General features: G+C 63.3%; 18 protein-coding genes. 12 read left to right on the forward strand and 6 right to left on the reverse strand.

Annotated features, from left to right (window positions below):
* Positions 1 to 208: 208 nt before the first annotated feature.
* The 5 genes from WDU96_RS01545 to WDU96_RS01565 are packed head-to-tail and all read left to right on the forward strand — an operon-like array spanning position 209 to position 6,271.
* A complete protein-coding gene (locus WDU96_RS01545) occupies positions 209 to 1,381 on the forward strand; it encodes a glycosyltransferase family 4 protein (protein ID WP_337336720.1) in 1,173 nt (390 codons plus the stop codon).
* Entirely contained in the window at positions 1,365 to 2,288 is a 924-nt protein-coding gene (locus WDU96_RS01550; protein ID WP_337336721.1) for a glycosyltransferase family 2 protein, read from the forward strand. Before WDU96_RS01545 ends, WDU96_RS01550 begins: the two co-directional genes overlap by 17 nt.
* The gene (locus tag WDU96_RS01555; RefSeq protein WP_337336722.1) at positions 2,281 to 3,627 is read left to right on the forward strand and encodes a wax ester/triacylglycerol synthase domain-containing protein; all 1,347 of its coding nucleotides are present in this window, start codon (positions 2,281 to 2,283) and stop codon (positions 3,625 to 3,627) included. Before WDU96_RS01550 ends, WDU96_RS01555 begins: the two co-directional genes overlap by 8 nt.
* Positions 3,624 to 4,193: an acyltransferase gene (locus WDU96_RS01560; protein WP_337336723.1), complete on the forward strand. Its 570-nt coding sequence runs from the start codon at positions 3,624 to 3,626 to the stop codon at positions 4,191 to 4,193. Before WDU96_RS01555 ends, WDU96_RS01560 begins: the two co-directional genes overlap by 4 nt.
* Entirely contained in the window at positions 4,190 to 6,271 is a 2,082-nt protein-coding gene (locus WDU96_RS01565) for a glycosyltransferase (RefSeq protein ID WP_337336724.1), read from the forward strand. The genes WDU96_RS01560 and WDU96_RS01565 overlap by 4 nt, the downstream gene beginning before the upstream one ends.
* Here WDU96_RS01565 and WDU96_RS01570 read toward each other — a convergent pair.
* From WDU96_RS01570 to WDU96_RS01590, 5 genes are read right to left on the reverse strand one after another with little or no spacing between them, the layout of a single operon-like run.
* A complete protein-coding gene (locus WDU96_RS01570; protein WP_337336725.1) occupies positions 6,248 to 8,344 on the reverse strand; it encodes a bifunctional lysylphosphatidylglycerol flippase/synthetase MprF in 2,097 nt (698 codons plus the stop codon). The genes WDU96_RS01565 and WDU96_RS01570 overlap by 24 nt on opposite strands.
* Positions 8,341 to 9,618, reverse strand: a complete 1,278-nt coding sequence (locus WDU96_RS01575; RefSeq protein ID WP_337336726.1) for a coiled-coil domain-containing protein — start codon at positions 9,616 to 9,618, stop codon at positions 8,341 to 8,343. Before WDU96_RS01575 ends, WDU96_RS01570 begins: the two co-directional genes overlap by 4 nt.
* A 29-nt stretch (positions 9,619 to 9,647) precedes the next feature.
* Positions 9,648 to 10,331 carry an HAD hydrolase-like protein gene (locus WDU96_RS01580; protein ID WP_337336727.1) on the reverse strand — a complete coding sequence of 228 codons (684 nt, stop codon included), beginning with the start codon at positions 10,329 to 10,331 and terminating at the stop codon, positions 9,648 to 9,650.
* A 25-nt stretch (positions 10,332 to 10,356) separates the two neighbouring features.
* Positions 10,357 to 11,052, reverse strand: a complete 696-nt coding sequence (gene nucS / locus WDU96_RS01585; protein WP_337336728.1) for an endonuclease NucS — start codon at positions 11,050 to 11,052, stop codon at positions 10,357 to 10,359.
* Positions 11,053 to 11,071: 19 nt separating this feature from the next.
* The gene (locus WDU96_RS01590) at positions 11,072 to 12,304 is read right to left on the reverse strand and encodes an MFS transporter (protein ID WP_337336729.1); all 1,233 of its coding nucleotides are present in this window, start codon (positions 12,302 to 12,304) and stop codon (positions 11,072 to 11,074) included.
* 80 nt (positions 12,305 to 12,384) lie between these two features.
* On the opposite strand from WDU96_RS01590, the gene WDU96_RS01595 reads away from it, so the two are divergent.
* The 7 genes from WDU96_RS01595 to mnhG all read left to right on the forward strand — a co-directional run bounded on the left by WDU96_RS01595 (position 12,385) and on the right by mnhG (position 19,800).
* Positions 12,385 to 13,458 (forward strand): LacI family DNA-binding transcriptional regulator, encoded by a 1,074-nt coding sequence (locus WDU96_RS01595; protein WP_337336730.1) that lies wholly within the window; start codon positions 12,385 to 12,387, stop codon positions 13,456 to 13,458.
* Between the two features lie 65 nt (positions 13,459 to 13,523).
* Positions 13,524 to 16,460 (forward strand): Na+/H+ antiporter subunit A, encoded by a 2,937-nt coding sequence (locus WDU96_RS01600; protein WP_337336731.1) that lies wholly within the window; start codon positions 13,524 to 13,526, stop codon positions 16,458 to 16,460.
* On the forward strand, positions 16,457 to 17,008 hold the full coding sequence (locus WDU96_RS01605) for a Na(+)/H(+) antiporter subunit C (RefSeq protein ID WP_337336732.1): 552 nt from the start codon (positions 16,457 to 16,459) through the stop codon (positions 17,006 to 17,008). The genes WDU96_RS01600 and WDU96_RS01605 overlap by 4 nt, the downstream gene beginning before the upstream one ends.
* Positions 17,005 to 18,615: a Na+/H+ antiporter subunit D gene (locus WDU96_RS01610; protein WP_337336733.1), complete on the forward strand. Its 1,611-nt coding sequence runs from the start codon at positions 17,005 to 17,007 to the stop codon at positions 18,613 to 18,615. The genes WDU96_RS01605 and WDU96_RS01610 overlap by 4 nt, the downstream gene beginning before the upstream one ends.
* A complete protein-coding gene (locus WDU96_RS01615; RefSeq protein ID WP_337336734.1) occupies positions 18,612 to 19,181 on the forward strand; it encodes a Na+/H+ antiporter subunit E in 570 nt (189 codons plus the stop codon). The genes WDU96_RS01610 and WDU96_RS01615 overlap by 4 nt, the downstream gene beginning before the upstream one ends.
* A 5-nt stretch (positions 19,182 to 19,186) precedes the next feature.
* On the forward strand, positions 19,187 to 19,441 hold the full coding sequence (locus tag WDU96_RS01620) for an MrpF/PhaF family protein (RefSeq protein ID WP_396668903.1): 255 nt from the start codon (positions 19,187 to 19,189) through the stop codon (positions 19,439 to 19,441).
* Positions 19,438 to 19,800 carry a monovalent cation/H(+) antiporter subunit G gene (gene mnhG, locus WDU96_RS01625; protein ID WP_337336736.1) on the forward strand — a complete coding sequence of 121 codons (363 nt, stop codon included), beginning with the start codon at positions 19,438 to 19,440 and terminating at the stop codon, positions 19,798 to 19,800. The genes WDU96_RS01620 and mnhG overlap by 4 nt, the downstream gene beginning before the upstream one ends.
* A 31-nt stretch (positions 19,801 to 19,831) precedes the next feature.
* Here the strand turns inward: mnhG and WDU96_RS01630 are convergent, their stop codons facing one another.
* The gene (locus WDU96_RS01630) at positions 19,832 to 22,441 is read right to left on the reverse strand and encodes a penicillin acylase family protein (protein WP_337336737.1); all 2,610 of its coding nucleotides are present in this window, start codon (positions 22,439 to 22,441) and stop codon (positions 19,832 to 19,834) included.
* Positions 22,442 to 22,493 lie beyond the last annotated feature (52 nt).

The raw sequence follows: 22,493 nt of genomic DNA on the forward strand, positions 1-22,493 counted from the left end.
GAAGTCGGCACCCAATGACCATAGTGGGCGCGGAAGGTCGTTCGCATGTTGCCAGGATGTTAATGGTGCGCGACGATTCGGTGCGAGGGCCATCGACTGCTTGCCCCTACACTGTCTGAAGCCGCAAAGTGGTGGCGGGGACTGGGCGTGGCCTGAGTGCAGGCGACCTTAGCTCTTACCCGGATTGACGACTTTTGGGGGGTCGCGGATGCGGATACTGATTTCTTTCCCGCACTCGCTCGGCGCGACGGGGATTGGCTGGTCTGCCTGGAATCAGGCGGACTCACTGATCAGAGCAGGACACGAAGTCCACGTGGTGGCGGCGAGTGTCGGGCGTCCGATCGTTGGCGCGGCATCTGTCACCACGACGCTGTCGGCTCGTCGTTTGCGTGTGCCGCATCGTGCGATCGGTCGAGAGCGCGCATTTCGCTGGCACGACCTGCAGGCTCGCCGCACCTTGGCGCGCACCCCGGTCGATGTTGCGCACCTGTGGCCGCTGGGCGAGGGACTGACGGCAGCCGCTGCTCGGGCATCGGGGGTCGCGGTGGTGCGAGAAGCGCCGAATACCCACACCGAGCGAGCATGGCGAACTGTCGGTGCTGAGACGCACCGGCTCGGCATCGTGGCCGAGCCCACCGCGCACACCCCCTCTGCCAGCCACCTCCGGATGGAGCGCGCTGAATGGGCTGCATCCACAGCCATCCTCGCCCCTTCACAGGCCGTGCGGGATTCGTTCGTTGCCGAAGGTTTTTCGCCTGAGAGGGTGTTGCGTCACCGCTACGGATACCGCCCGGGAACGCGACGGCCGCGTGTTCGTTCAGCGGATCCGAGACCACTTCGCGTGGTCTATGTGGGTCTCGGAGAGCCCAGAAAAGGGCTTCACCATGCGCTGCAGGCGTGGCGCGCATCGCGCGCCAGCGTGGATGGCACGTTCACGGTCATCGGACGCATGCTTCCCGCGTACTCCCGCGCGATCGCTAGTGATCTCGCCCAGCCGAGCGTCCGCGTTGTCGGTTTCAGCGACGACGTCGAAGCCGCTCTCGCTTCGGCCGATGCGCTGGTCTTGCCGACAGTCGAAGAAGGCAGCGCTCTCGTGACGTATGAAGCCCAGGCGATGGGTTGCGTTCCGCTTGTCTCGACCGCCGCGGGGGCGGTGATCGAAGATGGCGTGCAAGGGTTGCTCCACACGCCGGGTGATGTGGCAACGCTCACCAGTCAATTCGATCTGCTTGCCAGCGATCGCGCTGTACTTGCGCGCCTCAGCAAAGCAGCGCTTGAGCACGCGTCGCACTTGACGTGGGACGCGGCCGCCATCGAGTTGCTGGCGGCCTATCAGGTTGCCGTTCAGATGGCGGGGAGATCCGATGCCGTCGGCCAGTGACACGACTGTGATCGTCTGCTCGCGTAACCGCGCCGACATGCTCGCCGACGCGCTCGCCGCGATCAGTACGACGTCACCGCCAGAGATCGAAGTCTTGGTGGTCGACAGCGCAAGCGACACCGACGACACGCGCCAGGTCGCACTGGAACGCAACGCTCACTACGCGCGATCAGGAAAAGGACTGAGCATCGCCCGCAATGTCGGCATCACCACGGCGGCGCGTCCGATTGTGGTCTTCACCGACGACGACTGCTTGCCTTCCCCGGGGTGGATAGAGCATCTGCTCTCGGGATTCGACTCCGAATCAGTTGCCGCGGTGACCGGGCGGATGCTGGATCACACGGTGAGTGCTGACACACCATACGCTCGGCCTCGGCGGTACGACGCGCCACTCAGTGGACTCGACGCCGGCCACGGGGCGGTGATGGCGTTTCGTCGTGAGGTTCTGTTGCGACTCGGCGGGTTTGACGATGTGATGGGTGCCGGACAGCGACTGGCCGGCGCCGAAGACCTCGATATCTTCATAAGAATTCTGCGCGCGGGGGCAACGATCGTGCATGACGGCGCGTGTGTCGTCACCCACGCAAACACGCGCGTGGGTGAGGCGTATGTCCACTTGCATCACGGCTACGGACTCGGACTCGGCGCGCTGGTTGGAAAGTGGCTTCGGCTCGACTTTCTGTTCGGGGTGCGCGTGTTTTGGACTCTTTTGCGCAGGTCGCTGGCGCGGATCGCGCGCGCCAAACGCGGCGGTCGTGCCTCGCCGCAGGATCGAGCGCTCATCACGGGCGTGTTTGAAGGCATCCGGGAGGCGCGTGCGATTCCACTGCTGGGAGAACGTTTCGTGCCCGCATGGTCGCCTGATGGGCTGCCGACTCTGAGAGCAGACGGAGTTTCCGATGAGTAAGCCGCCATTACAGATCGACCTGATGCGCACGCTCGATGAGCAGAACATCAATTCCAGCATCGCGTTCGAGGCAATGCATACCGGAGCGGTGCTTGTGATGGACGGCGCGCCATACCTGAGGGCGGATGGCGGCATCGATCGTCCCAAGGTTCTTGAGCAGCTGGCACGCGCGATTGATCGTGTGCCGGAGTTTCACCTGAAGCTCATGTCTTCACCGCTGGGGCTCACCACACCCGCGTGGGTACCAGATGCGAACTTCGCACTTGAGTCTCATGTGACCTTCGACGACACCCCAACGGACCTCTCGGCAGCCACTGTCGCTCAGGTGGCGGGTTTCGGTGAGGCAGTGTTGCCCGACGATCGTCCGTTGTGGGATGTGCGCTTCACCGTGTTGACCACGGGTCAGATTGCGCTCGGGTCGCGCATGCACCACGCCGTCGGCGACGGCGAGTGGGGTTTCAGCGTGATCCGTCGGTTCACGACAGCGCAGGCTGAGCCCGCTGACGCAGAGCGCGAAGTATTGACGCTCGGCAGGGCCCCCGCGAGCTCGTTTGCCATTCCAGTGCACGCCGCACGTGAACTGGTCAAGTCCCGCGACTCGGTACGCGGTGTGTGGCATGAATACTGGCGCAAGCCGATGCGCAAGCGCGTCAAGCGGCTGGCCGCTCGCAATGCCCGATTCGCCAAGGAGTATTGGATCCGTCGCACCGGCCTTCGCGCACGCATGCTGCCGCGAACTCACCTCGCGCTGTTCGACGTCGAAGTGTCGTCGACCGTGCGCCGCGCCGCAAAGCTGCGCGGATCGTTGACCGACTTGCTCGTCGCCGCAGCGATGGGCGCTGTCGATGATGACGATCGCGGTGTGGATGTTCTCGTGCCGGTGTCGCATCGGCGCGGCAACGCGGGCGTCGATGCACGCAACCACGTGTCGATGGTGAGGGCTCACGCAGAACCCGAATCCGATCTCAAGACGCGCGTCGCCGCGGTGCGCTCGATCGTGCGCAAGATCGTCCGCGGCGAGAGCGACGACGACATAGCTCCAGGCCGGTTGGTTGGCTACGCCACGCTGATGCCGTTGGCAGAGCAGCCGGTGTGGTTTGGTGAGGCAAAGGTCGATCGCGTCGTCATTCTTCCGGCAGGTGATCCGCGCAGCGAGGTCTCGGTGTTCGGCACCGTCTACGGCGACACGCTCTCTGTCACAGTGGTTTCGCGTCTTGAGCTCGACGTCGACGCGATGGCAGATCGTGTTCGCGACGCATTGGCACCTGCTTCTGCTGAGGCAGGAGCCACGAGCGAGATGCCGGGTGGCAACCAAGCAGACAGGACTTCACAAGCATGACCCGAATCCTGCGCGCTATCGCCTCGGTGCTTGACCCGCGCACATATCTGCACGGGCTGCGAGTTCTGCACTTCTACGGCTACTCCTACGTGAGCCAGGTCCGCAAGCTCGATCGCGGCGACAACGTCTCGTTCGCGCCGAACGTGTCGTTTCGAAATGCTGAGCGAATCCACCTCGGCAGCGGAACCCACATCGGAGAGCACTCGACCCTCTGGGCCGGAAACTCAAGCGGACAGATCTTTGTGGGAGAAAAGGCACTTCTAGCACCGCGCGTGACGCTCACCGCCTCTAACTACGCGATCGTGAGGGGCACGGCACCGATGGACCAAGAAAAGCTCGAACAAGACATTGTGATCGGTGCACGCACCTGGCTGGGCGCGAACGTGGTAGTTCTGGCCGGAGTGACCGTCGGAGACGACGCGATCGTCGCTGCTGGCGCGGTCGTGACCAAGGACGTTCCCGCCAACGCCATCGCGGGTGGAGTTCCGGCACGGGTGCTTGGCTGGCGCCCCGATGCGCTGCCAGCCAAGACCGTCGACTCCCTTACCTCTCGGACAGAACCGTGAGCGCTCCACGAGTTGACGTCATCATCGTCAACTACAACACCTGCGAGCGCACGATCGAGTGCATCGAGTCGGTGCCGCGTGGCGCGAATTCTGCCTTTCGAGTGATCTTGGTGGACAACGGCTCCAGTGATGGCAGCGTCGAACGGATCGGCGCAGCGTGTCCTGACGTGAAGATCATCGATGTCGGCGAGAACATAGGATTCGCGCGCGGGGTCAATCGCGGAGTTGCGGAGTCCGATGCGGTGTACGTGCTGCTGTTGAATCCCGACACGACTGTTCTTTCAGGTTCGTTGGAAGCGCTGGTCGCTTTTGCAGAACTCAACCCGGAGTACGGCATCTACGGTGGGCGCACGGTCACCGAGGATGGCTCACTCGATCCTTCGTCGTGTTGGGGCGCTCCCACGCTCTGGTCCCTTGCGTGCTTCGCGACAGGGGCAAGCACCGCGTTCAAGCAGTCTGCTGCGCTAGACCCCGAGTCGTTGGGGGGATGGGCGCGCGACACGGTCCGCGAGGTCCCCGTCGTTACCGGATGCCTGCTTCTGGTCGGCCGGGCCGATTGGCAGAGAATCGGCGGTATGGACGAGCGCTTCTTCCTCTACGGAGAAGACGCCGAGTTTTCGGCTCGAGCCCGCGCCGCGGGGTATCGACCCGTCATCGTCCCAGAGGCCGTGATCCAGCACGATGTCGGCGGCTCGACGGGCTCGACCGGTCGAAAGATGGCGATGGTGATGGCGGGCAAGGTGACGTATCTCTGGTGTGTGTGGACTGCACCAGCAGCGCTCGCTGGAGTGCTCTTGCTGCAAGCCGGGGCAGGCTTGCGGGCCGGTCTCGAAGTGGCCACTCGAAGCGCAAAACGTACATGGCGAGACGTCTGGGCGAACCGCCGGGCGTGGCGCAAGGGTTACCCGAGCGCGGAGCGAACTCTCTTCGGACGCCAGCCGCGTCTGGTGTCGCGGCAGCTTCGGGTGCAGGCCGAACCCGCATTTCGCACGGAGGGGGCAAATCCCTACAACGGCAGCTTGTATCGCTCGATCCAAGTTCACGGCGCGCACGTGCGTGATCTCCAATACTGGCGACTGGTCACCCACCGCACCGATGTCGTGCATCTGCACTGGCCCGAGTTGTCATTCTTGTCAGGTTCGCGCTGCAGTCTGCATATTGTTCGGCTGGCGTTGTTCTATTCAGCTTTGGCTTTTGCGCGGCTTCGCGGCACGGTGCTCGTGTGGACGGTGCACAACGTCACGTCGCACGAAGAGCGATCTTCGCCGCACATTCGCCGAGTGGCGCAAGGGCTGCTTATTCGCAACGTTGACGGCATCATCGCGCTGTCAGAGCAAGGGATCGACGCTGCGCGGCAAGCGTATCCGCAGCTCGTCGACGTGCCCGCGGCGGTGACTGCACATGGCCATTATCGGAACGAATATGACTTCGCAGTGCGGCCCGACGAAGCGCGGAAGTCTCTCAACCTGCCCGCTGACGGCCCGGTCATAGTCGCCATCGGTCAACTTCGCCCATACAAGAACATCCCGCATTTGATTGAGGTGTTCCGTTCGCTGGACTCCGACGCGACCCTGTTGATTGCAGGCAAGCCGTCGCCCATAGAACTCGAGCAGCAGATCCGCGAGGCCGCGGGCGACGACCCGCGCGTTGTTCTCGATCTGCGGTTCGTGCCAGACGAGGATATTCCCGTCGTGTTGGCCGCGAGCGATCTGGTGGTGTTGCCCTACAGTCGCATCCAGAACTCCGGTTCAGCCATTCTCGCCGCGTCGGCAGACCGGCCGGTACTCGTGCCCGACCTTGGTGCAATGCGTGAGCTGCAAACTCAACTCGGCGAGGAATGGGTTCAGCTCTTCGACGGTGAACTCACCGCCGAAGATCTCAAGGCCGCGATCGAATGGGCGACGACCTCTCGTCAGGATGCGCGCCCCAACCTCGCGCCGTTGGAGTGGGATGTTATCGGTGAGCACACTCTTGATGCGTACCGACTGTTTCGGGCAACAAGGCAAAGAAACCGGCGGCGCTTGTCACAGTCGTGGCGCGCGAGCGGTACCGGCTCAGTCCTTCTCTCCCCGCAGTAGCTCGAATCCTGCCCCCGCGAACTGGCGCACGGTCGCGTCGGGCAGGAACGCACGCGTGAGGGCCCCGCCGACACGGGTGAGGTCGGCTTCATCGCGGAAGAGCAGATACATCGTTTCGTAGCGGGGGTGGAACTTCTGCTTGAAGCGGTGCAGTGATGCAAAGCCGTAGACCGGTTCAAGAGCGTCAGCGAGCTTTTTGCTCAGTGCGGCAATCATGCCGGCGTCTGCCGGGTAGTCATGGGCGAGCGGTGCACCAGACAGCGACATGATCTGGGCTCCCTCTTCAGAGAACAGCTTTGCAGAAGAGCCGATGAGAAACTCCATCACCGGTGCGAAGCCACCATCACGCCGCCGCATCAGGTCGAGCGTCCAGCCGCGCGCCTGTCCATCTGCCCCGTAGACCGGCAACCAAGAGAGAAATCCGTCGACATCTCCCTCGGGTGAAAGCGCAAGAGCGAGGCGCACCTCCGGATCGGCTGCCTCGTCGAGCGTGCCGAGGGTGAATCCCATCTCGGGAAGACCCTTGTCGCCGACCCACATCTCTGAAATCGCCCGCAGCTGTTGACGAACGCCCCATGTCTCTTCACCAAGCGTCGTCATGCGAAAGGTCATGTTCTCGCGTCCAGCGCGGTTGAGCGACGTGCGCACTGAGCTCCAGCGCTTTCCCGTGAAGGCGAGTCCTTCCAGATCGACGATGGTGTCATCGGCGACGACAATGCTGCGCCAGGTTGGGGGCACCGCCTTCTTGGTCTCTTCGTCTGAACTGAAGAAACACGGCACGAGGCCGGCGTCCTCAGCCATGCTGATGAAATCAGTGACTGCCTTGGCTCGAGACCCTGCCGGGCCAATCGGATCAGCGAGAACCAGGGCGACACCGTTGCGCCGTTGGTAGGTCAGGATGCTGTCGCCGACGCGAGCGTATTCGTTGCCGTCCCACGTGCTCATCCACGAGAGCGTTCCGCCACCGTGCGAGTGGAGAGCCTCTTTCACTTCCGACAGCGCCGGCGTGGGCTGATCACCGAGCGGAGACTTGCGTCGGGAACGGAATGCTCCTCCCACGCGAAGCAGATAGATGGCAAATGCTGTCCACAGCACCGAACTCGCCACGGCCAGTTCGGTTTCGCTGTCAAGAGTGCCTTCGACGACAGACTCCGATACCAACACGATGAAGATCACCACGACGATGCCCGAGAGCAGGTTGATGGCCGCAAGAATGAGGCTGATGATCCAGGCCCAGCGGCGTCCTCGCAGTAGTCCGCGCCCGATCAGGATGAGCACGAGAAGGTCGATCGCGACGTCGACAAAGCCGCCATCGGCGGGTTCGGTCGGTCCGAACATGCCATCGGTGGGCACCAACAGCGTGACGATCTCGAGCGCCACGAGAAAGGTGATTCCGACCACTGCGAGCAATCGCTGTTCGCGCACCGTGGTGCGGCGGACCTTGAGCGAGCGGTCTACCGAGAGCACGAGCACGACGGCGAGCAGATGCTCGACGTCGGCGAGCTCGCCCCAGTAGAGAACCGCAATTCCCACGAACGCCAGCAGCACAAGCCACGCTCGCACTCGCCAGGGCTGTCTCAGCAAGCCGATCGCTGCCGCCAAGCACGCCATCGTTCCGCCCGAGGCTCCTACATCCAGCGCGGCGGCTTCGGTGATCGCCCAGTTCCACGGCAGACGGGCGAGCACCAAGAAGAGCAGAGACGAGGCCAGTACAGCGAAGAGCTGGCCGATCGTGAAATAAGCCAGCGCCACACGCCATCCACGACGCCACTCGAGGTAGGCCATTCCGGCGAAGCTGAGGATGGTCGGAACGTACACCCACGGCAATACGACAAAGAAGGTGCCGGTGACGGGAGTCCACCAGCGACCTGCCTCGAGAGCGGGAAGGCCGTAGGCGACGACGTCGAAGGTCGGGCTCTGCTCGAACGGCGACCAGAGACCACCCCAGATGATGCCGCTGGCGAGGATGATGCCGATAAGCGAGATCGTCGCCGGAATATGCGCGACGAATGCGACGAAACCGGGCCGCTGGCGCGGAGCCACGTCATCGGGCACTGCAGGGGAGCCTGTCATGGCATCTTCTTTCGTTGCTGCTCGGAGTCGTAGTCGGCCAGGGCGCTGGCATCTTCAGCGTGCAATCGCGCTCGCCGTGCGGCATCGAGAGCGGCCACGGGGTCGCTCGCTTGGCGAGCGTCAGCCAGCGATGCTTGAGCTGCGATCAAGCGCGATCGCGCATCGGCGCTTGTGGAGGAATGGCTGAGGGATGCTTCCGCGTGCGCGATGGCGATGCGCGCGGCAGCCAGAGTGCCGGGCAGTGCGGTGCGCGCGCCTCGGATGCGCTGCTGCGCTGTGTTGGCATCGCCCACGGCCAAATCGAGGCGATCACGTACTCGCGCGATCTGGTTGACGGCGTCGGTGGGGCGACGGGCAGCATCCACCTCGATCTTGTTCAGCTCGGCATCGCACGCTCGAATCTCATTGCCCAAAAGGTCGCTCGCTTCGGCGCCGAGATGCTCACGGACCACGATCGCTTGGCGCACTGCGGTGCGCGCGGCGGCGAGTTCGTCGCTGAGCGCAGCCGAGGCCTGCGCCGCGAGCCGGTGCGCCTCCTCGAGCGCGCGAGCGTCGACCTGTGCGCTGCGAAGGCTACGCTCTGCTGCGGCGAGTTCTGGCAGCGCAGCGCGCGAAGGATCCGCTGCTAGTTCGATCGCTGCGGCGAGGTGCCGCTGCGCATCTGCGACGGCGGCAAGGGCGCCGTGGGCCGCACGCGCGGCGGGCTTCCACTCTTCGGCGTCGTAGCGCGCCGCCATCGACGATACGAGCGCCTCGGGGTCGCCCATCGAATCACGAAGCTCGCGGAGTCTCTGCTCGGCGGCTGCGATCTGGTCGGACGCTGACACGTTCGCCGCCATCCATTCCGCGTGCTCAGCACGGGCGCTCGCGATTGTGGCGAGTGCGGCCTGCGCCTGCGCCTCGATGCGGTTGGCCACTCGTCTGATCTCGGCCGGGTGCACGTGCGTTGCGCTGATCGCCTCGAACCGAGCAAAGGCGTCATCGCGAACGCGTTGCGCGCTCAGCCTTGCTCGTCGCAGCGACGTGGGGGCGTGGCCGCCGTAGAGCGCACCAGAGAGTGCTACCTCGAGTTCAAGCTCATCGACGGCATCGTCCAGGCGTACCAGTGTGATGCCCGCGCGGGAGCGCACCTGCTCGGCTCCGGCTCGAGCGCGAGGCGAGCGACGCGCGCGCCTGATCGCCCAAATAGCCGCCGCGATCACAATCGCGGCGGTGACGAAGACGACGACCGCAGGAACGACCCACTCGAGAACTCCGCGTGTGGTGTCATCCATCTGCGGGCCCCCTTAGTTGTCGGTGTCGCTTAGTTGTCGGTGTCGTTGATCAGCAGAAGATCGCGCAGTTCGTCGACGGAATTGACCGCTGCCATCGCGCCGTCAGCCTCGTGAGGCCAGCTGAATCCCCATCGCACGAAGATAACGGGCACGCCGTGCTGCGCACCACCCTCGACATCATGATGGCGGTCGCCGATGAGTACCGGTTGGTCGGTGTCGACGCCTGCAACGCGCAGCCGGCGCAGCGCCTCCGCGACGATGTCTGCCTTCGCGCTCAGCGTCTTCTCATCGGGGCTGGCCCCCGCCATCGTCGTGAGCGAGGGTGCAAGCCCGAAGTGCTCCATGAGGGCCACCACTTGAATCTCAGGCTTCGAGCTCGCGGTGGCCTGCGCAATTCCGGCGGCGGCAATCTCATGGATGAGTTCCTCGATGCCGGGAAAGAGCTTGGCACCCGTGGTGTATCCGTCGGCCTTGCCGTGCACTCGGTAGTACGCCACCGCCTCAGCGGCCTCTTCTGGCGTCATGCCGGCGCTCACCTGGAATGACTCAAACATTGGCGGCCCGATCCAGTGCACGAGTTCGGCACGAGTCGGCGCTCGCCTTCCGAAATGTTCGAGTGTGACGGTGAGACGCCGAAGGATGCCCTCAGAGGCATCCACGATCGTTCCGTCAACGTCCCAGAGAATGCAGGTCCAGCGAGAGCGAGTTGTCACGCGTCAACGCTATCGTTCGAAAGAGTCAGAACAGGCGCGGTGCCCCAGACTCGGTTCCTTTCATGCCGTCATAGTCGAGCGTGACGCAGCGGATGCCACGGTCTGTCGCGAGCACTTTCGCCTGGGGTTTGATCTCTTGGGCGGCAAAAACTCCCGTCACCGGTGCCAGATGCGGATCTCTTCCCAGCAGTTCGAGATAGCGGGTGAGTTGCTCGACGCCGTCAATGTCGCCCCGCCGTTTCACTTCGACGGCGATCGTTCCGCCTTCGGGATTGCGAAGCAACAGGTCGACCGGACCAATCGCCGTCGGAAACTCCCGCCGCACCAAGGTGAGTCCGTCACCGATCACCTCGACTTGCTCAGCAAGCAGACGCTGCAGGTCAGCCTCGACCCCGTGTTTCTGCAGCCCGGGATCGACGCCGAGCTCGTGATTGGAGTTGTGGAGCACTTCATAGATGCGCACCAGCAACGAGTCGCCGGTCTTGGCGTGGGTCACGCGCCAGTGTTCGATGACTCCAACAGAAGCAGACTCTTCATCGGGTTCCTCGACCTCGAGGCGGCAGGGCGGGCTCATCCAGTTCAATGGCTTGTAGCTCAGTGAGTCGCTGTGCACCAGCAGGCTTCCGTCGCTCTTGTGAACGAGCAAGCGCGTGGCCAATGGCAGATGGGCCGTCAGCCGTCCGGTGTAGTCGACAGAACAACGAGCAATAACGAGGCGCACCCGACGAGCCTAGTCGGGGTCAGTGCTGATGGCCCGCGCCAACCTTCGAGCCCGCAATCGGCTTCGCTGCAGACGAGGCCAGACCCGAGGCGATTGCGAGCGCCACGAGGATGTACAGCGTGTTCAACAGACCGACTTGCTCGCTGATAAAGCCGAGAATCGGCGGGCCGCACAAGAAGGCGACGTAGCCGATCGTCGCGGCAGCGCTGACGCGCGCGGCAGCCTTGGCGGGATCATCCGCCGCCGCAGACATGCCCAGCGGAAATCCGAGCGACGTGCCAGCGCCCCATAGCGCGGCTCCGACGAACACGAGTGGCACAGTGGGCGCGAGAATGAACAGCAGCAGACCCGTCGCTGCCAGACCGCTCAGCACTCGCAAGGTAGTGACGCGGCCGAATCGATCCACCAGTGGTCCACCGAACACGCGAACCACCGTCATGCTGACCGAGAACACTGCCAGCCCCAGCGCACCCAGCGCCGGGGTGGCACCGTGTCCATCGACCATTCCGAGAGCAAGCCAGTCGTTGGCGCCACCCTCGGCGAATGCCATCCCGAGAATGATGATGCCGAGGGCGTAGGTGCGTGGTTCGCGCCACGCTGCCATAGCGGTGTGCACGCGCGCACGCCAGTGCGGCTTGTCCTCTGCGGCAGCAGTGTCACCAGTGATCTCACGCACCGGCACATTGGCGTAGGAGACGACCGCGATGATGATGATGATCGCGGTCATGAAGAGGGCGTGCAGCAATACGTTGATCTGCCACGCGGCGGCCAGCGCCCCGATGCCCGCTCCGATCACGGTGCCGAAGCTGAAGAACCCGTGAAACAGCGGAAGAATCGTCTTGCCGGTGTGCTTTTCTATCGCCGCGCCTTCGACATTCATCATCACGTCGACCGCTCCGTTGCCCAGACCGAATAGCGCCAGGCCCGCGATCACGGCGACATATGACCCGAGCAGATCGGTGCCGATGCCGATGACGGCGACGCCGGCGGCGAAGGTGAGAATCGCGACTAGCATGCCCCTGCGCGCTCCGAACCTTGCCAGAACGGGTGTTGCGAGTGACAGACCAACGATGGAGGCGACACCAGCGCCCAAGAGCATCAAGCCGATCTGGGTGTTGTCGACATCGAGCGTTGTTTTGATCGCCGGAACGCGAGAAGCCCAAGTGGCGATGCTGAGCCCGCTTGCCAGAAAGATCGCAAAAATGGCGGTGCGCCAGCGCACGAGCTCTGAGCGGGTGAGGGCGAGTTCCATAGCCGCAACATTAGCGACTCGAATACCCACTCTCGAATCGATTCGACCCCGGCAGCTGGCCCGTCTATGATCGAACCGATATGAGCACGCGTCGGGCGACCATTTCTGACGTCGCGCGCGAGGCCGGTGTCTCGCCGTCGACGGCATCCGTGGTGTTCAGCGGCAAAGCGCCAGTGTCTGAAACCACCCGCGTGAGGGTGACCGAGGCAGCTGCGGCTCTGGGATACACCGGTCCTGACCCGCGGGCCGCCTCGTTGCGCAGCGGCCGCTCTGGGATTGTCGGCGTGGTGTTCGAAGAGCATCTTGGGACAGCGTTTCTCGATCCTGTGCAGACGCTCATGATGGACGGACTGGCTGACGGCGTCGCTGAGCTCGGGGCCGGGTTGCTTTTGCTGCGCGATGCGCCCCATGCGGACGCGCCTCGCGCAGCGACTCTCACCACCGCGCCGGTGGATGCCGCCGTATTGATCGGCTGCAGCGGCAATCTTCGCGAATCTCTGGCCGCGGTGAAGGCACGGGGCATTCCCGTCGTCGTCATCGAGGGCGATGCCGGTGCTGACGTTCCTCGGATCGGGCTCGACAACCGAGAAGCGCAACGGCAAGTAGCGAGCCACCTCAGGTCACTCGGTCACGAACGGGTAGCCATTGCCGCGCTGCCGGTGCGTTCGGGCTGGAGAGGAGCGTGGCTTGATGATGAGATCGACATTCGCATCGATGTCACCCGTGACCGACTGGCTGGTGCCCGCGACGTCTTCTCTGACGCACCGGTGTTCGCCGCCGCCGGAAGCTTCATCGATGAAGGGCTGATCGCCGGACGTGCCATCTTCTCGAGCGCGATGCCCCAGGTCACGGCCGTCATCGCACAGAGCGATCTGCTTGCGGCCGGGGTTATTCGCGCGGCGCAGGAATCTGGGTTGCGCGTGCCCGAAGACGTCAGTGTGACAGGCTTCGACGGCATCGTTGTAGACGGCCTTGCGCCATTCGAGTTGACCACCTTGGTGCAGCCAGCCACGGAAAAGGGGCGGGCCGCCGGCCGAGCAGTCACCGCCATGCTCAAGGGCGTCCCCGCAGCGAGCGTGAACTTCACCTGTGAATTCCGCGAGGGGAATACCACGGCAGCAGCACCGGACGAGCGCGGCGCACGGGTAGACTGACTCCGACACCCTGATCGCCAGCACCGCGGGCTTACCGCGGTCGACGACCACGAGGAGGAAGCTTGATGCTCCTCCTGCTTGGCGCGTTTGCCATCACGCCAATGCTGTTGCCGTGGCTGGCAGCCCGCATTGGTTCACGGGCCTTCCTCGTCGCGGCGGTCCTGCCTCTCATCGCGTTCGCCCAGGCGCTCATGATGACCCCAACGGTCGTCGCTGGCGGCGCGCCGTTCGAGACCTACGCGTGGATACCCAGCCTCGATATCGCGCTGTCCATGCGCATGGACACACTTTCGTGGCTGATGACCCTCGTCGTGACCGGCGTCGGCGCACTCGTGATGATCTACTGCCGCTGGTACTTCGATGACAACGCCGAGGGTCTCGGACAGTTCTCTGCGGTGCTGCTCGCCTTTGCCGGCGCGATGTACGGCCTGGTGCTGACTGACGACCTCGTTGTGCTGGTGATGTTCTGGGAAATCACCAGCGTGTTGTCTTACCTGCTGATCGGCTACTACCACCGCAGGGCGGCCAGCAGACGAGCAGCCCTTCAGGCGTTGCTCGTCACCACTCTCGGCGGGCTCGTCATGCTCATCGGCGTGGTGTTGATGGTGGTCGAGGCCGGCACCTCGAGCATCTCGCTGATCCTTGCCGAGGCGCCGAGTGGAACGGTTGTCAACGTCGCCCTCGTGCTCCTGCTGGTAGGAGCACTGAGCAAGTCGGCGATCTTCCCGTTCCACTTCTGGCTTCCCGGTGCCATGGCTGCGCCGACACCTGTCAGCGCCTACTTGCATGCCGCGGCCATGGTGAAGGCCGGCATCTACCTCATCGCCCTGCTTGCGCCCGTGTTCGCCTTCACTCCGACATGGCGACCCATCGTGATCACCCTGGGAGTGTTCACAATGCTGCTGGGCGGCTTTCAAGCGCTGCGCGAAAGTGACCTCAAACGCATCCTCGCCTTCGGCACGGTCAGCCAGCTCGGCATGCTGGCAGTCGCGCTCGGCTACGGCACGCGCGACGCCGCTCTCGCTGGCATTGCGCTGCTGCTAGGCCACGCGCTGTTCAAATCGGCGCTCTTCCTCATCGTCGGTGTGATCGATCGTCAGGTCGGAACCCGCGACATCGGTGAACTGTCGGGCATCGGGCGGCAAGCCCCGCTGCTCGCAACGGCGGCGTTCGTTTCTATCGCTTCAATGGCAGGTGTCATTCCCACGATCGGATTCGTGGCCAAAGAAGCAACGCTTACTGCCCTGCTTGACGAAGCCGTGCAGGGCGAGGTCTGGGGAATCATCGCCCTCGTGGGCGTCGCCGCCGGCGCAGTGCTGACCGCCGGATACGGCATCAGGTTTCTGTGGGGCGCATTCTGGACCAAGCCGGGTGTCAACGGCGATCCGGCCCCAGCCACAACGTGGCCCAAGACCTCAATTGGCTTCCTGAGCGCGCCGCTGATCCTCTCGACGCTCACCATTCTGGGCGGTCTGTTCGCCGCAGCTCTCGACGCACCGCTGGCAGGCTACGCCGACCAGTCGCCGCTGTCTTCGCCCGGAATCGCGGCTCCCGACGAGATTGCGCACCTGGCCCTGTGGCACGGGTTCGAGGCCGCGCTGTGGATCTCGCTCGGCACCCTCGTTCTGGGAGCGGTGGCATTCTGGATCACGGCGAAGCGCGATCTCACCTCACGCGTGCTGCCGTTCACCGCAAGCGACGTGTACAACATCACGCTGCGTGGCATCGCGCGGCTGTCTGTCATCACCACCAGCCTCACGCAACGCGGTTCACTGCCGGTGTATGTCGGCACGATTTTCGTCGTGCTCGTCGCCGCAGAAGGAACGGCACTACTCGCTGGCTCTGACTGGCAGTCAGAGCTTGACCTGTATCAGACCCCGATGCAGCTGCTGGTGGCGCCGGTCATGATCGTTGCGGGAATCATCGCGGTGCGAGCACGCAAGCGATACACGGGTGTCGTGCTGGTCTCGGTGACCGGGCTCGGAATGGTGCTGCTCTTCGCAAGCAGCGGCGCCCCCGACCTTGCGCTCACCCAGATTCTGGTCGAGACCGTCACGCTGGTGGCGTTCGCCCTGGTTCTCAGGCGCATTCCCTCGCGTCTCGGCGATCACAACCAGTCTGTGGCGCCGCTGTTCCGGGCGTTGCTCGGTGCCGCAGTCGGCATCACGATGGCGGTCGTAGCCATCGTCGCCACTGCAGCGCGAAATACGCCACCGATCTCTGAGCAGTTTCCCGAGCTCGCGTACACACTCGGGCATGGCAAGAACGTGGTGAATGTGGCGCTGGTCGACATCCGCGGCTGGGACACCATGGGCGAACTCTCGGTGCTCATTCTCGCGGCAACCGGTGTGGCGTCCCTCGTTTTCGTGACGCACCGCTCCGACACCCTCTCGCAGGTGCAGTCGATTCCCGACCGGTTCGGGCGCAGCCGCACACCTCTCGTTGAAACGCCTGACGGAATGAAGCCTCGCACCGCCGGCGGCAGCACCCGCACCGCGTGGCTGGTGGGCGGGCAGAAGATTCGACCTGAGAATCGCTCGATTCTGCTCGAAGTCATTGTCCGAGTGCTGTTTCACACGATCATCTTGGTGTCGTTGTATCTGCTGTTCGCCGGTCACAACCTTCCCGGTGGCGGCTTCGCGGGCGGCTTGGTCGCTGGCATGGCCCTCGTGATGCGATACGTGGCGGGCGGCCGCTACGAACTCGGTGCGGCAGCACCCACTGATGCGGGTCGCCTCCTCGGCGTCGGAATGAGCATCGCGGTCGCGTGTGCGATCGTGCCGCTGTTCTTCGGCGCGGCCCCGTTGACGAGCGCGGTCTTCGAGGCAGAGATTCCCGTGCTCGGACACATCGAGTTCGTCACCTCGACGATCTTTGACATCGGCGTCTATCTCGTCGTGATTGGCCTTGTCCTCGACGTCTTGCGCAGCCTGGGCGCCGAGGTCGATCGCCAGTCGATGGATGCTGCTGGCACAACGACGCGCGAGGTGAACATCCGATGAGCGTGTCACTCGTACTGATCATCATCATGGCAGTGCTCTTTGCCTGCGGCGTTTACGCGATGCTCGAGCGCAGTCTCACCCGCGTGCTGATTGGCTTCCTGCTGCTCGGAAACGCTGCGAACCTTCTGCTGCTCATCGTGATGGGTCAGCCCGGTGAAGCGGCATTCTACGGATCTGTTGAAGTCGATGAGATGTCGGATCCGCTCCCTCAGGCGCTGACACTGACAGCTATCGTGATCACGTTTGCCATTTCGGCTTTTCTGCTTGCCCTGATCTACCGGTCGTGGCAGCTGGGCCAGGCAGATACGGTTACCGACGATGAAGCAGACATCGCCGTGCGCCGTGGCACGAGCGATGTTGATGAAGCGATCGACGTCGAGACTGAGATCGAGGGTGACGACCAGGGTGCCCGGTCCGACTTCGTCGGCCTCGACACTTCGCCCATTCGTGTGCTCGGGGCGAAAGACTACTCGCGTCTGAACGACGATGCCGGTGTTGACCGGCCGCAAAGCGCAGACGATGACCTGCCAGCGGGTGGTGAGAAATGAACCAGTTCTTTTTGGTGATCTCACCCCAGCTCGTGCCGCTGCTCGTGACACTTCCGTTGCTGGGAGCCGCGTTGGCGCTGATTGCGGGGCGGTACCGCCGCGCGCAGATTGTCGTTTCTGTCACCACTCTGACCTTGGTGACTGCCATCGCCGCCGTCTTGCTGGCGACCGTGGATTCGAGCAACAACGCCATCGCGGTGTCGGTGGGTGGGTGGCCGATTCCATTCGGGATCGTGCTCTACGTAGACCGGCTTGCGGCGCTGCTGGTCATGGTTTCGAGCATCGTGCTGCTCGCGGTGCTGTTGTTCTCGGTGGGCCAGGGAGCGGCAGACAACGATGACGACACCCCGGTGTCGATCTTTCACCCGTCATATCTGATTCTCGCCGCGGGCATCTTCACGGCCTTCATTGCGGGCGATCTGTTCAACCTCTACGTCGGCTTCGAGATCCTCCTCGTTGCCTCGTACGTCTTGATCACTCTCGGCTCTACGGAGTCACGCATCCGAACCGGCGTCGTGTATATCGTCGTGTCGCTGGTGTCATCGATTCTCTTCTTGGCCGCCATCGCCATGATCTACGGCGCGCTGGGAACCGTGAACATGGTGCAGATATCTGAGCGCATGGGCGGGCTGCCGCAGCAGACGCAGTATGTGCTGCACATCATGCTGCTGCTCGCGTTCGCGATCAAGGCGGCCGTGTTCCCGCTGTCGTTCTGGCTGCCAGACTCGTACCCCACCGCACCAGCACCGGTCACCGCCGTCTTCGCGGGGTTGCTCACCAAGGTGGGCGTTTACGCCATCATCCGCACCGAAACCGAGATGTTTCTCGACAATGACATCAACGACGTGTTGCTGTGGGTGGCGCTGGCAACCATGGTCGTCGGGGTGTTGGGCGCAGTCGCGCAGGCCGAGCTGAAGCGAATTCTCTCGTTCACCCTCGTGAGTCACGTCGGATACATGATCTTCGGGCTTGCGATCGCCACACCTGCGGCAATCGGCGCCACGATCTATTACATGGTCCACCACATCGTGGTGCAGACCACGCTCTTTTTGGCGGTCGGCCTCGTCGAACGTCGCGCGGGCGGTACGTCGATCCTTCGGGTGAAGGGACTGATGAAGGCCGCGCCGGTAATCGCCGTGCTGTACTTCATTCCGGCCATCAACCTGGGTGGATTGCCGCCGTTCTCTGGGTTCATTGGCAAGTACGCGCTGTTTGACGCCGCGGCTGAAGAGGGCACCTGGTTGATGATGGTGCTCATCGTCGGGGGCATCGCCACCAGCCTGCTCACCCTCTACGCCTTGATGCGCGCGTGGAACCTCGCATTCTGGCGCGAAGACGATGATTCCGCCGAAACTGAGGCACGCATCTCGTATCTGGGAGCATCGCCGTCCGGTGTCGACACCGAGCGCCGCGCGATCCCGAAGATCATGACCGCTGCGACAGCGGGAATGGTGGCGGTGACAGTCGCCTTGACGATCTTCGCTGGCCCGCTCTACGCGATCTGCACTCGTATCGGCGATGCGCTGCTGCAGCCAGTGACACTTGTGCAGCTCGAAGTAGAGAATGAGATCAGCACCGGAGACCAAGAGAAGGAGCCAGAGGAATGAGCCCGCAACCGCTCGCCGTGCAACTCTGGCGCCAGCTGCCTTTCTTCGTCTGGCTGGTCGCGGTGTGGATGCTGCTGTGGGGCCAGTTCACGTGGCTGGCGTTCCTCACCGGCGTGATCATGGCGCTGCTCGTGACCCGGGTGTTCCGACTGCCCCCGGTGGAACTGTCTGGGCGCCTCAATTTCTGGTATGGCTTCATCTTCGTTGGCGAGTTTCTCGCGTCACTTGTCGCAGGTTCGCTCACTGTTGCGTGGCAGGCGCTTGATCTTCGCAGGCAGCCCGGAGCAGCAATCATCGCGGTGCAGCTGCTGACCGATGACGACCTCATCATGACCCACGTCGGGGTGACCGCGTCTCTTATTCCTGGGTCGCTTGTCTTAGAGGCCGATCGTGAGCGGCGCATTCTCTACCTACACGTGATCGGTGTGCGCAGCGCTGCCGATGTCGAGAAGCACCGTAAGAGCACCCAGCGCTGGGAACGCCGCATTGTGCGCGCGGTCGGTTCACGCCATCAGGTCGATCAAGTGCTTGCTGGAGCCGAGCGAGCAGGAGGAGGCGCCTCGTGAACGTCATGCTGATGGTGATCTATGCCGTGTTCACCGTGGCGGCGCTGCTCACGCTGTGGCGCATCATCATCGGACCGTCGATTCTCGACAGAGCGGTCGCATCCGATGTGCTTCTCACCGAGATCATGTGCGTGATGGGCGCCGAGATGGCTATCAATCATCACACCCGCTCTCTTCCGGTGATGCTGATCATCGCCGCTGTCGGGGTCTTCGGTTCCATCTCGATCGCGCGTTTTGTAGCACGGAGGGACAACGCATGACCTGGGATGCTGCACTCGATATCGCCGCGCTGGTGCTGATTCTTGCTGGTGCGCTGCTGTGCCTCACTGCCGCTATCGGTCTATTGCGGTTTCGTGATGTGCCGTCACGACTGCACGCCGCCACCAAGCCGCAGGTGCTGGGCTTGGTGCTCATCTGCTTGGCAATTGCGCTGTCGCTTCGATCGTGGCCCGTCGTAGCATTTCTCATTCCGATCGTGCTGATCCAGCTCGCGACCGCTCCGCTTTCGGCGCATATGATCGGACGCCAGGCTTATCGCAACGGCACGATCGATCGCAGTCACCTGTTCGCTGACGAGCTCGCTGACTCACAGCGCACCCCGCCTGCCGCTGGCGGCTAGGCGCCCGTAGCGGTGCTCGCGTTCCGCCGCGCTATTGCCCCGGCGTGAGGGTGAGGGTGTGTGTTGTCGCGTCCTCGATGGCTTGGCGCGTGAAGGGCCACGATGTCAGCTCCGCGTTCTGCCACCCCTCGGTCTGGTCGACATAGTTCGGGTGATAAGTATGGCCGCTCGCGCCGGTCAGATTGTTCCACCCCGACGCATCCAGGTCTGCCAGGTCAACTACCATGCGCATTGAGGGAACGGTGACGGTCTCAAAGCCGCTGCCAACGACCCAGCCCGTGGCATTGACCACCGAGCTGCCACCGCCCACCGGGTACGGGCCGCGGTTGAAGAGATATTCGATCGGCGCGATACCCGACGTGCCGAAGGAGTCATTCGTCAGGGTCAACGCGTGCAGGTCTCCCCATCGCCATGCCGTGGGATTGCTTCCCGCGAGATCGACGAGGGTGTCATAGGCGTTCTTGGCGCTCAGTTCGAGCATCTCTTGCTGGTTCGCTACGTCGAGTTCCTCGTTCGTCCACCACGGCGAAGCCGGGTCTGCGAGAAGTTCGTCAACGACCAAGAACATGCGCGCCTGGTCTGACAATGGCGCGGGGTTCTCGCGTCCGCGCGTGAACAGGTTCTTCGCGAGTTCATCCCACAGCACATTCGCGTAGGCGGCGGCAGGCGAGTCGGCGCTGTTCTGTGCGTCCCACTGCTCCAGCAGCGCGAGCGCAGCATCCGGGCCCGTTTCATCGACCGAGATATCAAGGTAGGCAGCGATCAGCCGTTTTCCGATCCAGAACTCGTTGTCAGCCATGATCGCGCGCATGCTTTCGACAGTGAGTGGTCCCTCGGCGATCTTGCGATCAAGCAGATCGGTGATGCGGGCTGCGCGCCAGCCGTAGTCCCAATCACTGGTGAGGAAATACTCGTAGTCTTCACCCACGATCGCGTTGTTGGCGGTCGCGATGTAGCCCTCGTCAGGGTTGTACGACACCGGCAGATCTTCGAACGGAATGTAGCCCTGCCAGTCGAAGGCCGAGTCCCATCCGGGCTGCGGCATCGAACCGTCGGCCGCACCGCGAATCGGAAGTCGACCGGGAGTCTGGTAGCCGATGTTTCCGTCGACATCGGCATAGATCAGGTTTTGTGCGGGCACGTCGAATTGCTCGGCGGCACCTCGGAAGTCCTCGAAGTTCTGAGCAAGATTGAGCGAGAAGATCGCAGCTGCAGTCGTGCCCGGCTCGAGCGCCGTCCAGCGCAGACTGACCGCGTAGTCGCCTGCCGGCGCATCGGTGGGTTCGGTGATCGTGCCATCTGTGCCGACGTAAGGGGCCGCTGCGATCGCGGTGAAGTCGTCGGTAAGACCTGAGACGATCGGGCCGTTGTCGGTGGTCTGAATGTTCAGCTGCACATCCTCGCCGCCGGCAACCTTGATCGTTTCGGTGCGTGTTTCCAGTGGCACGAGCTCGCCATCTCGCCAGTATGAGCCGTCTTCGATCTTCTGAAGATAGAGATCGGTGACATCGGTGGTGAGGTTCGTGAAGCCCCACGCGACCCGATCGTTGTGCCCGATGACCACACCGGGTAGACCCGAGAAGCTGAACCCCGAGACGTTGAACGGGCAGTCCTCGCTGACCGTCGTGCACTTGAGGCCGATCTGGTACCAGACGCTGGGCAGCGCAGCCCCGAGGTGGGGATCATTCGACAGCAGCGGCAACCCAGATTCCGTGATTGTGCCCGACACGACCCAGGAGTTCGAGCCGATGCCCTCGCCCGCGTCGCCGACGAGAGCAGAGACGGCTTCGATCACACCGTCGACCTCGGTCCACTCGATGGATGCTGCGCTGCTGATGTCGCTGCCCGCAGAGATCGCAGTCGATGCGGTGGCAACTGCGGGAGCGTCAGAGATCTGTGGAACGATCACCGGGTTTTCGTCGAACGGATACCCAGGGTAGAGTTCGTCGATCTCGTCGGATGAGAGCGTCGACGCGAGGATGGCTCGTTCAGTTTCGTCGCCGATGTTGGTGCGAAGATCCCAAGCCATCGCTTTCAGCCAGGCGACGGAGTCGGTTGCTGTCCAAGGCTCAATCTCATAGTCGTCATTCTGAAGCGCCAGCACGGCGTATTCGAACGAGGCATCAGCGCCGTCATTCTCAGCGAGATACGCGTTGACTCCTCTGGCGTAAGCCTCGTAGTAGGAGCGCGTGGTCTCATCAAGCGCTGAAACTTCTTGTTCGGCGATCTCGTGCCAACCCAGCGTGCGCAAGAATCTGTCGGTGCCGAGTTGCGACTCGCCGAACAGCTCCGACAAGCGACCGCTGGTTACGTGGCGACGAAAGTCCATCTCCCAGAAGCGATCCTGCGCGTGCACATAGCCTTCGGCATAAAAGAGGTCATCTGTGGTCTGTGCGGTGATGGTGGGAACGCCGAGCACGTCACGCTGCACGGTGACGTCACTTGCCAAGCCTTGCAGCTCGATGGTGCCCTCAAGCTGCGGGAAGGACCGCTGCACGTTGTACACGAGCACGCTCACCGCGATCAGCGCGATAACCGTCACCCCAGCGACGACACTGAACACCGTGATGCCTATCGTTCGGCCCACCGAACGGCGCGGTGCGGGTACGTCGTGATTCTCGGAGTCTGTCAGCGTCGACATTGAAGAGCTTTCGTTGTGGTGCGGGCTGCGCAGTGCCTATGTGCGCGTGGCG

The organism is Microbacterium marmarense, from assembly GCF_037204165.1.
In the GTDB taxonomy this organism is placed as follows: Bacteria; Actinomycetota; Actinomycetes; order Actinomycetales; family Microbacteriaceae; genus Microbacterium; species Microbacterium marmarense.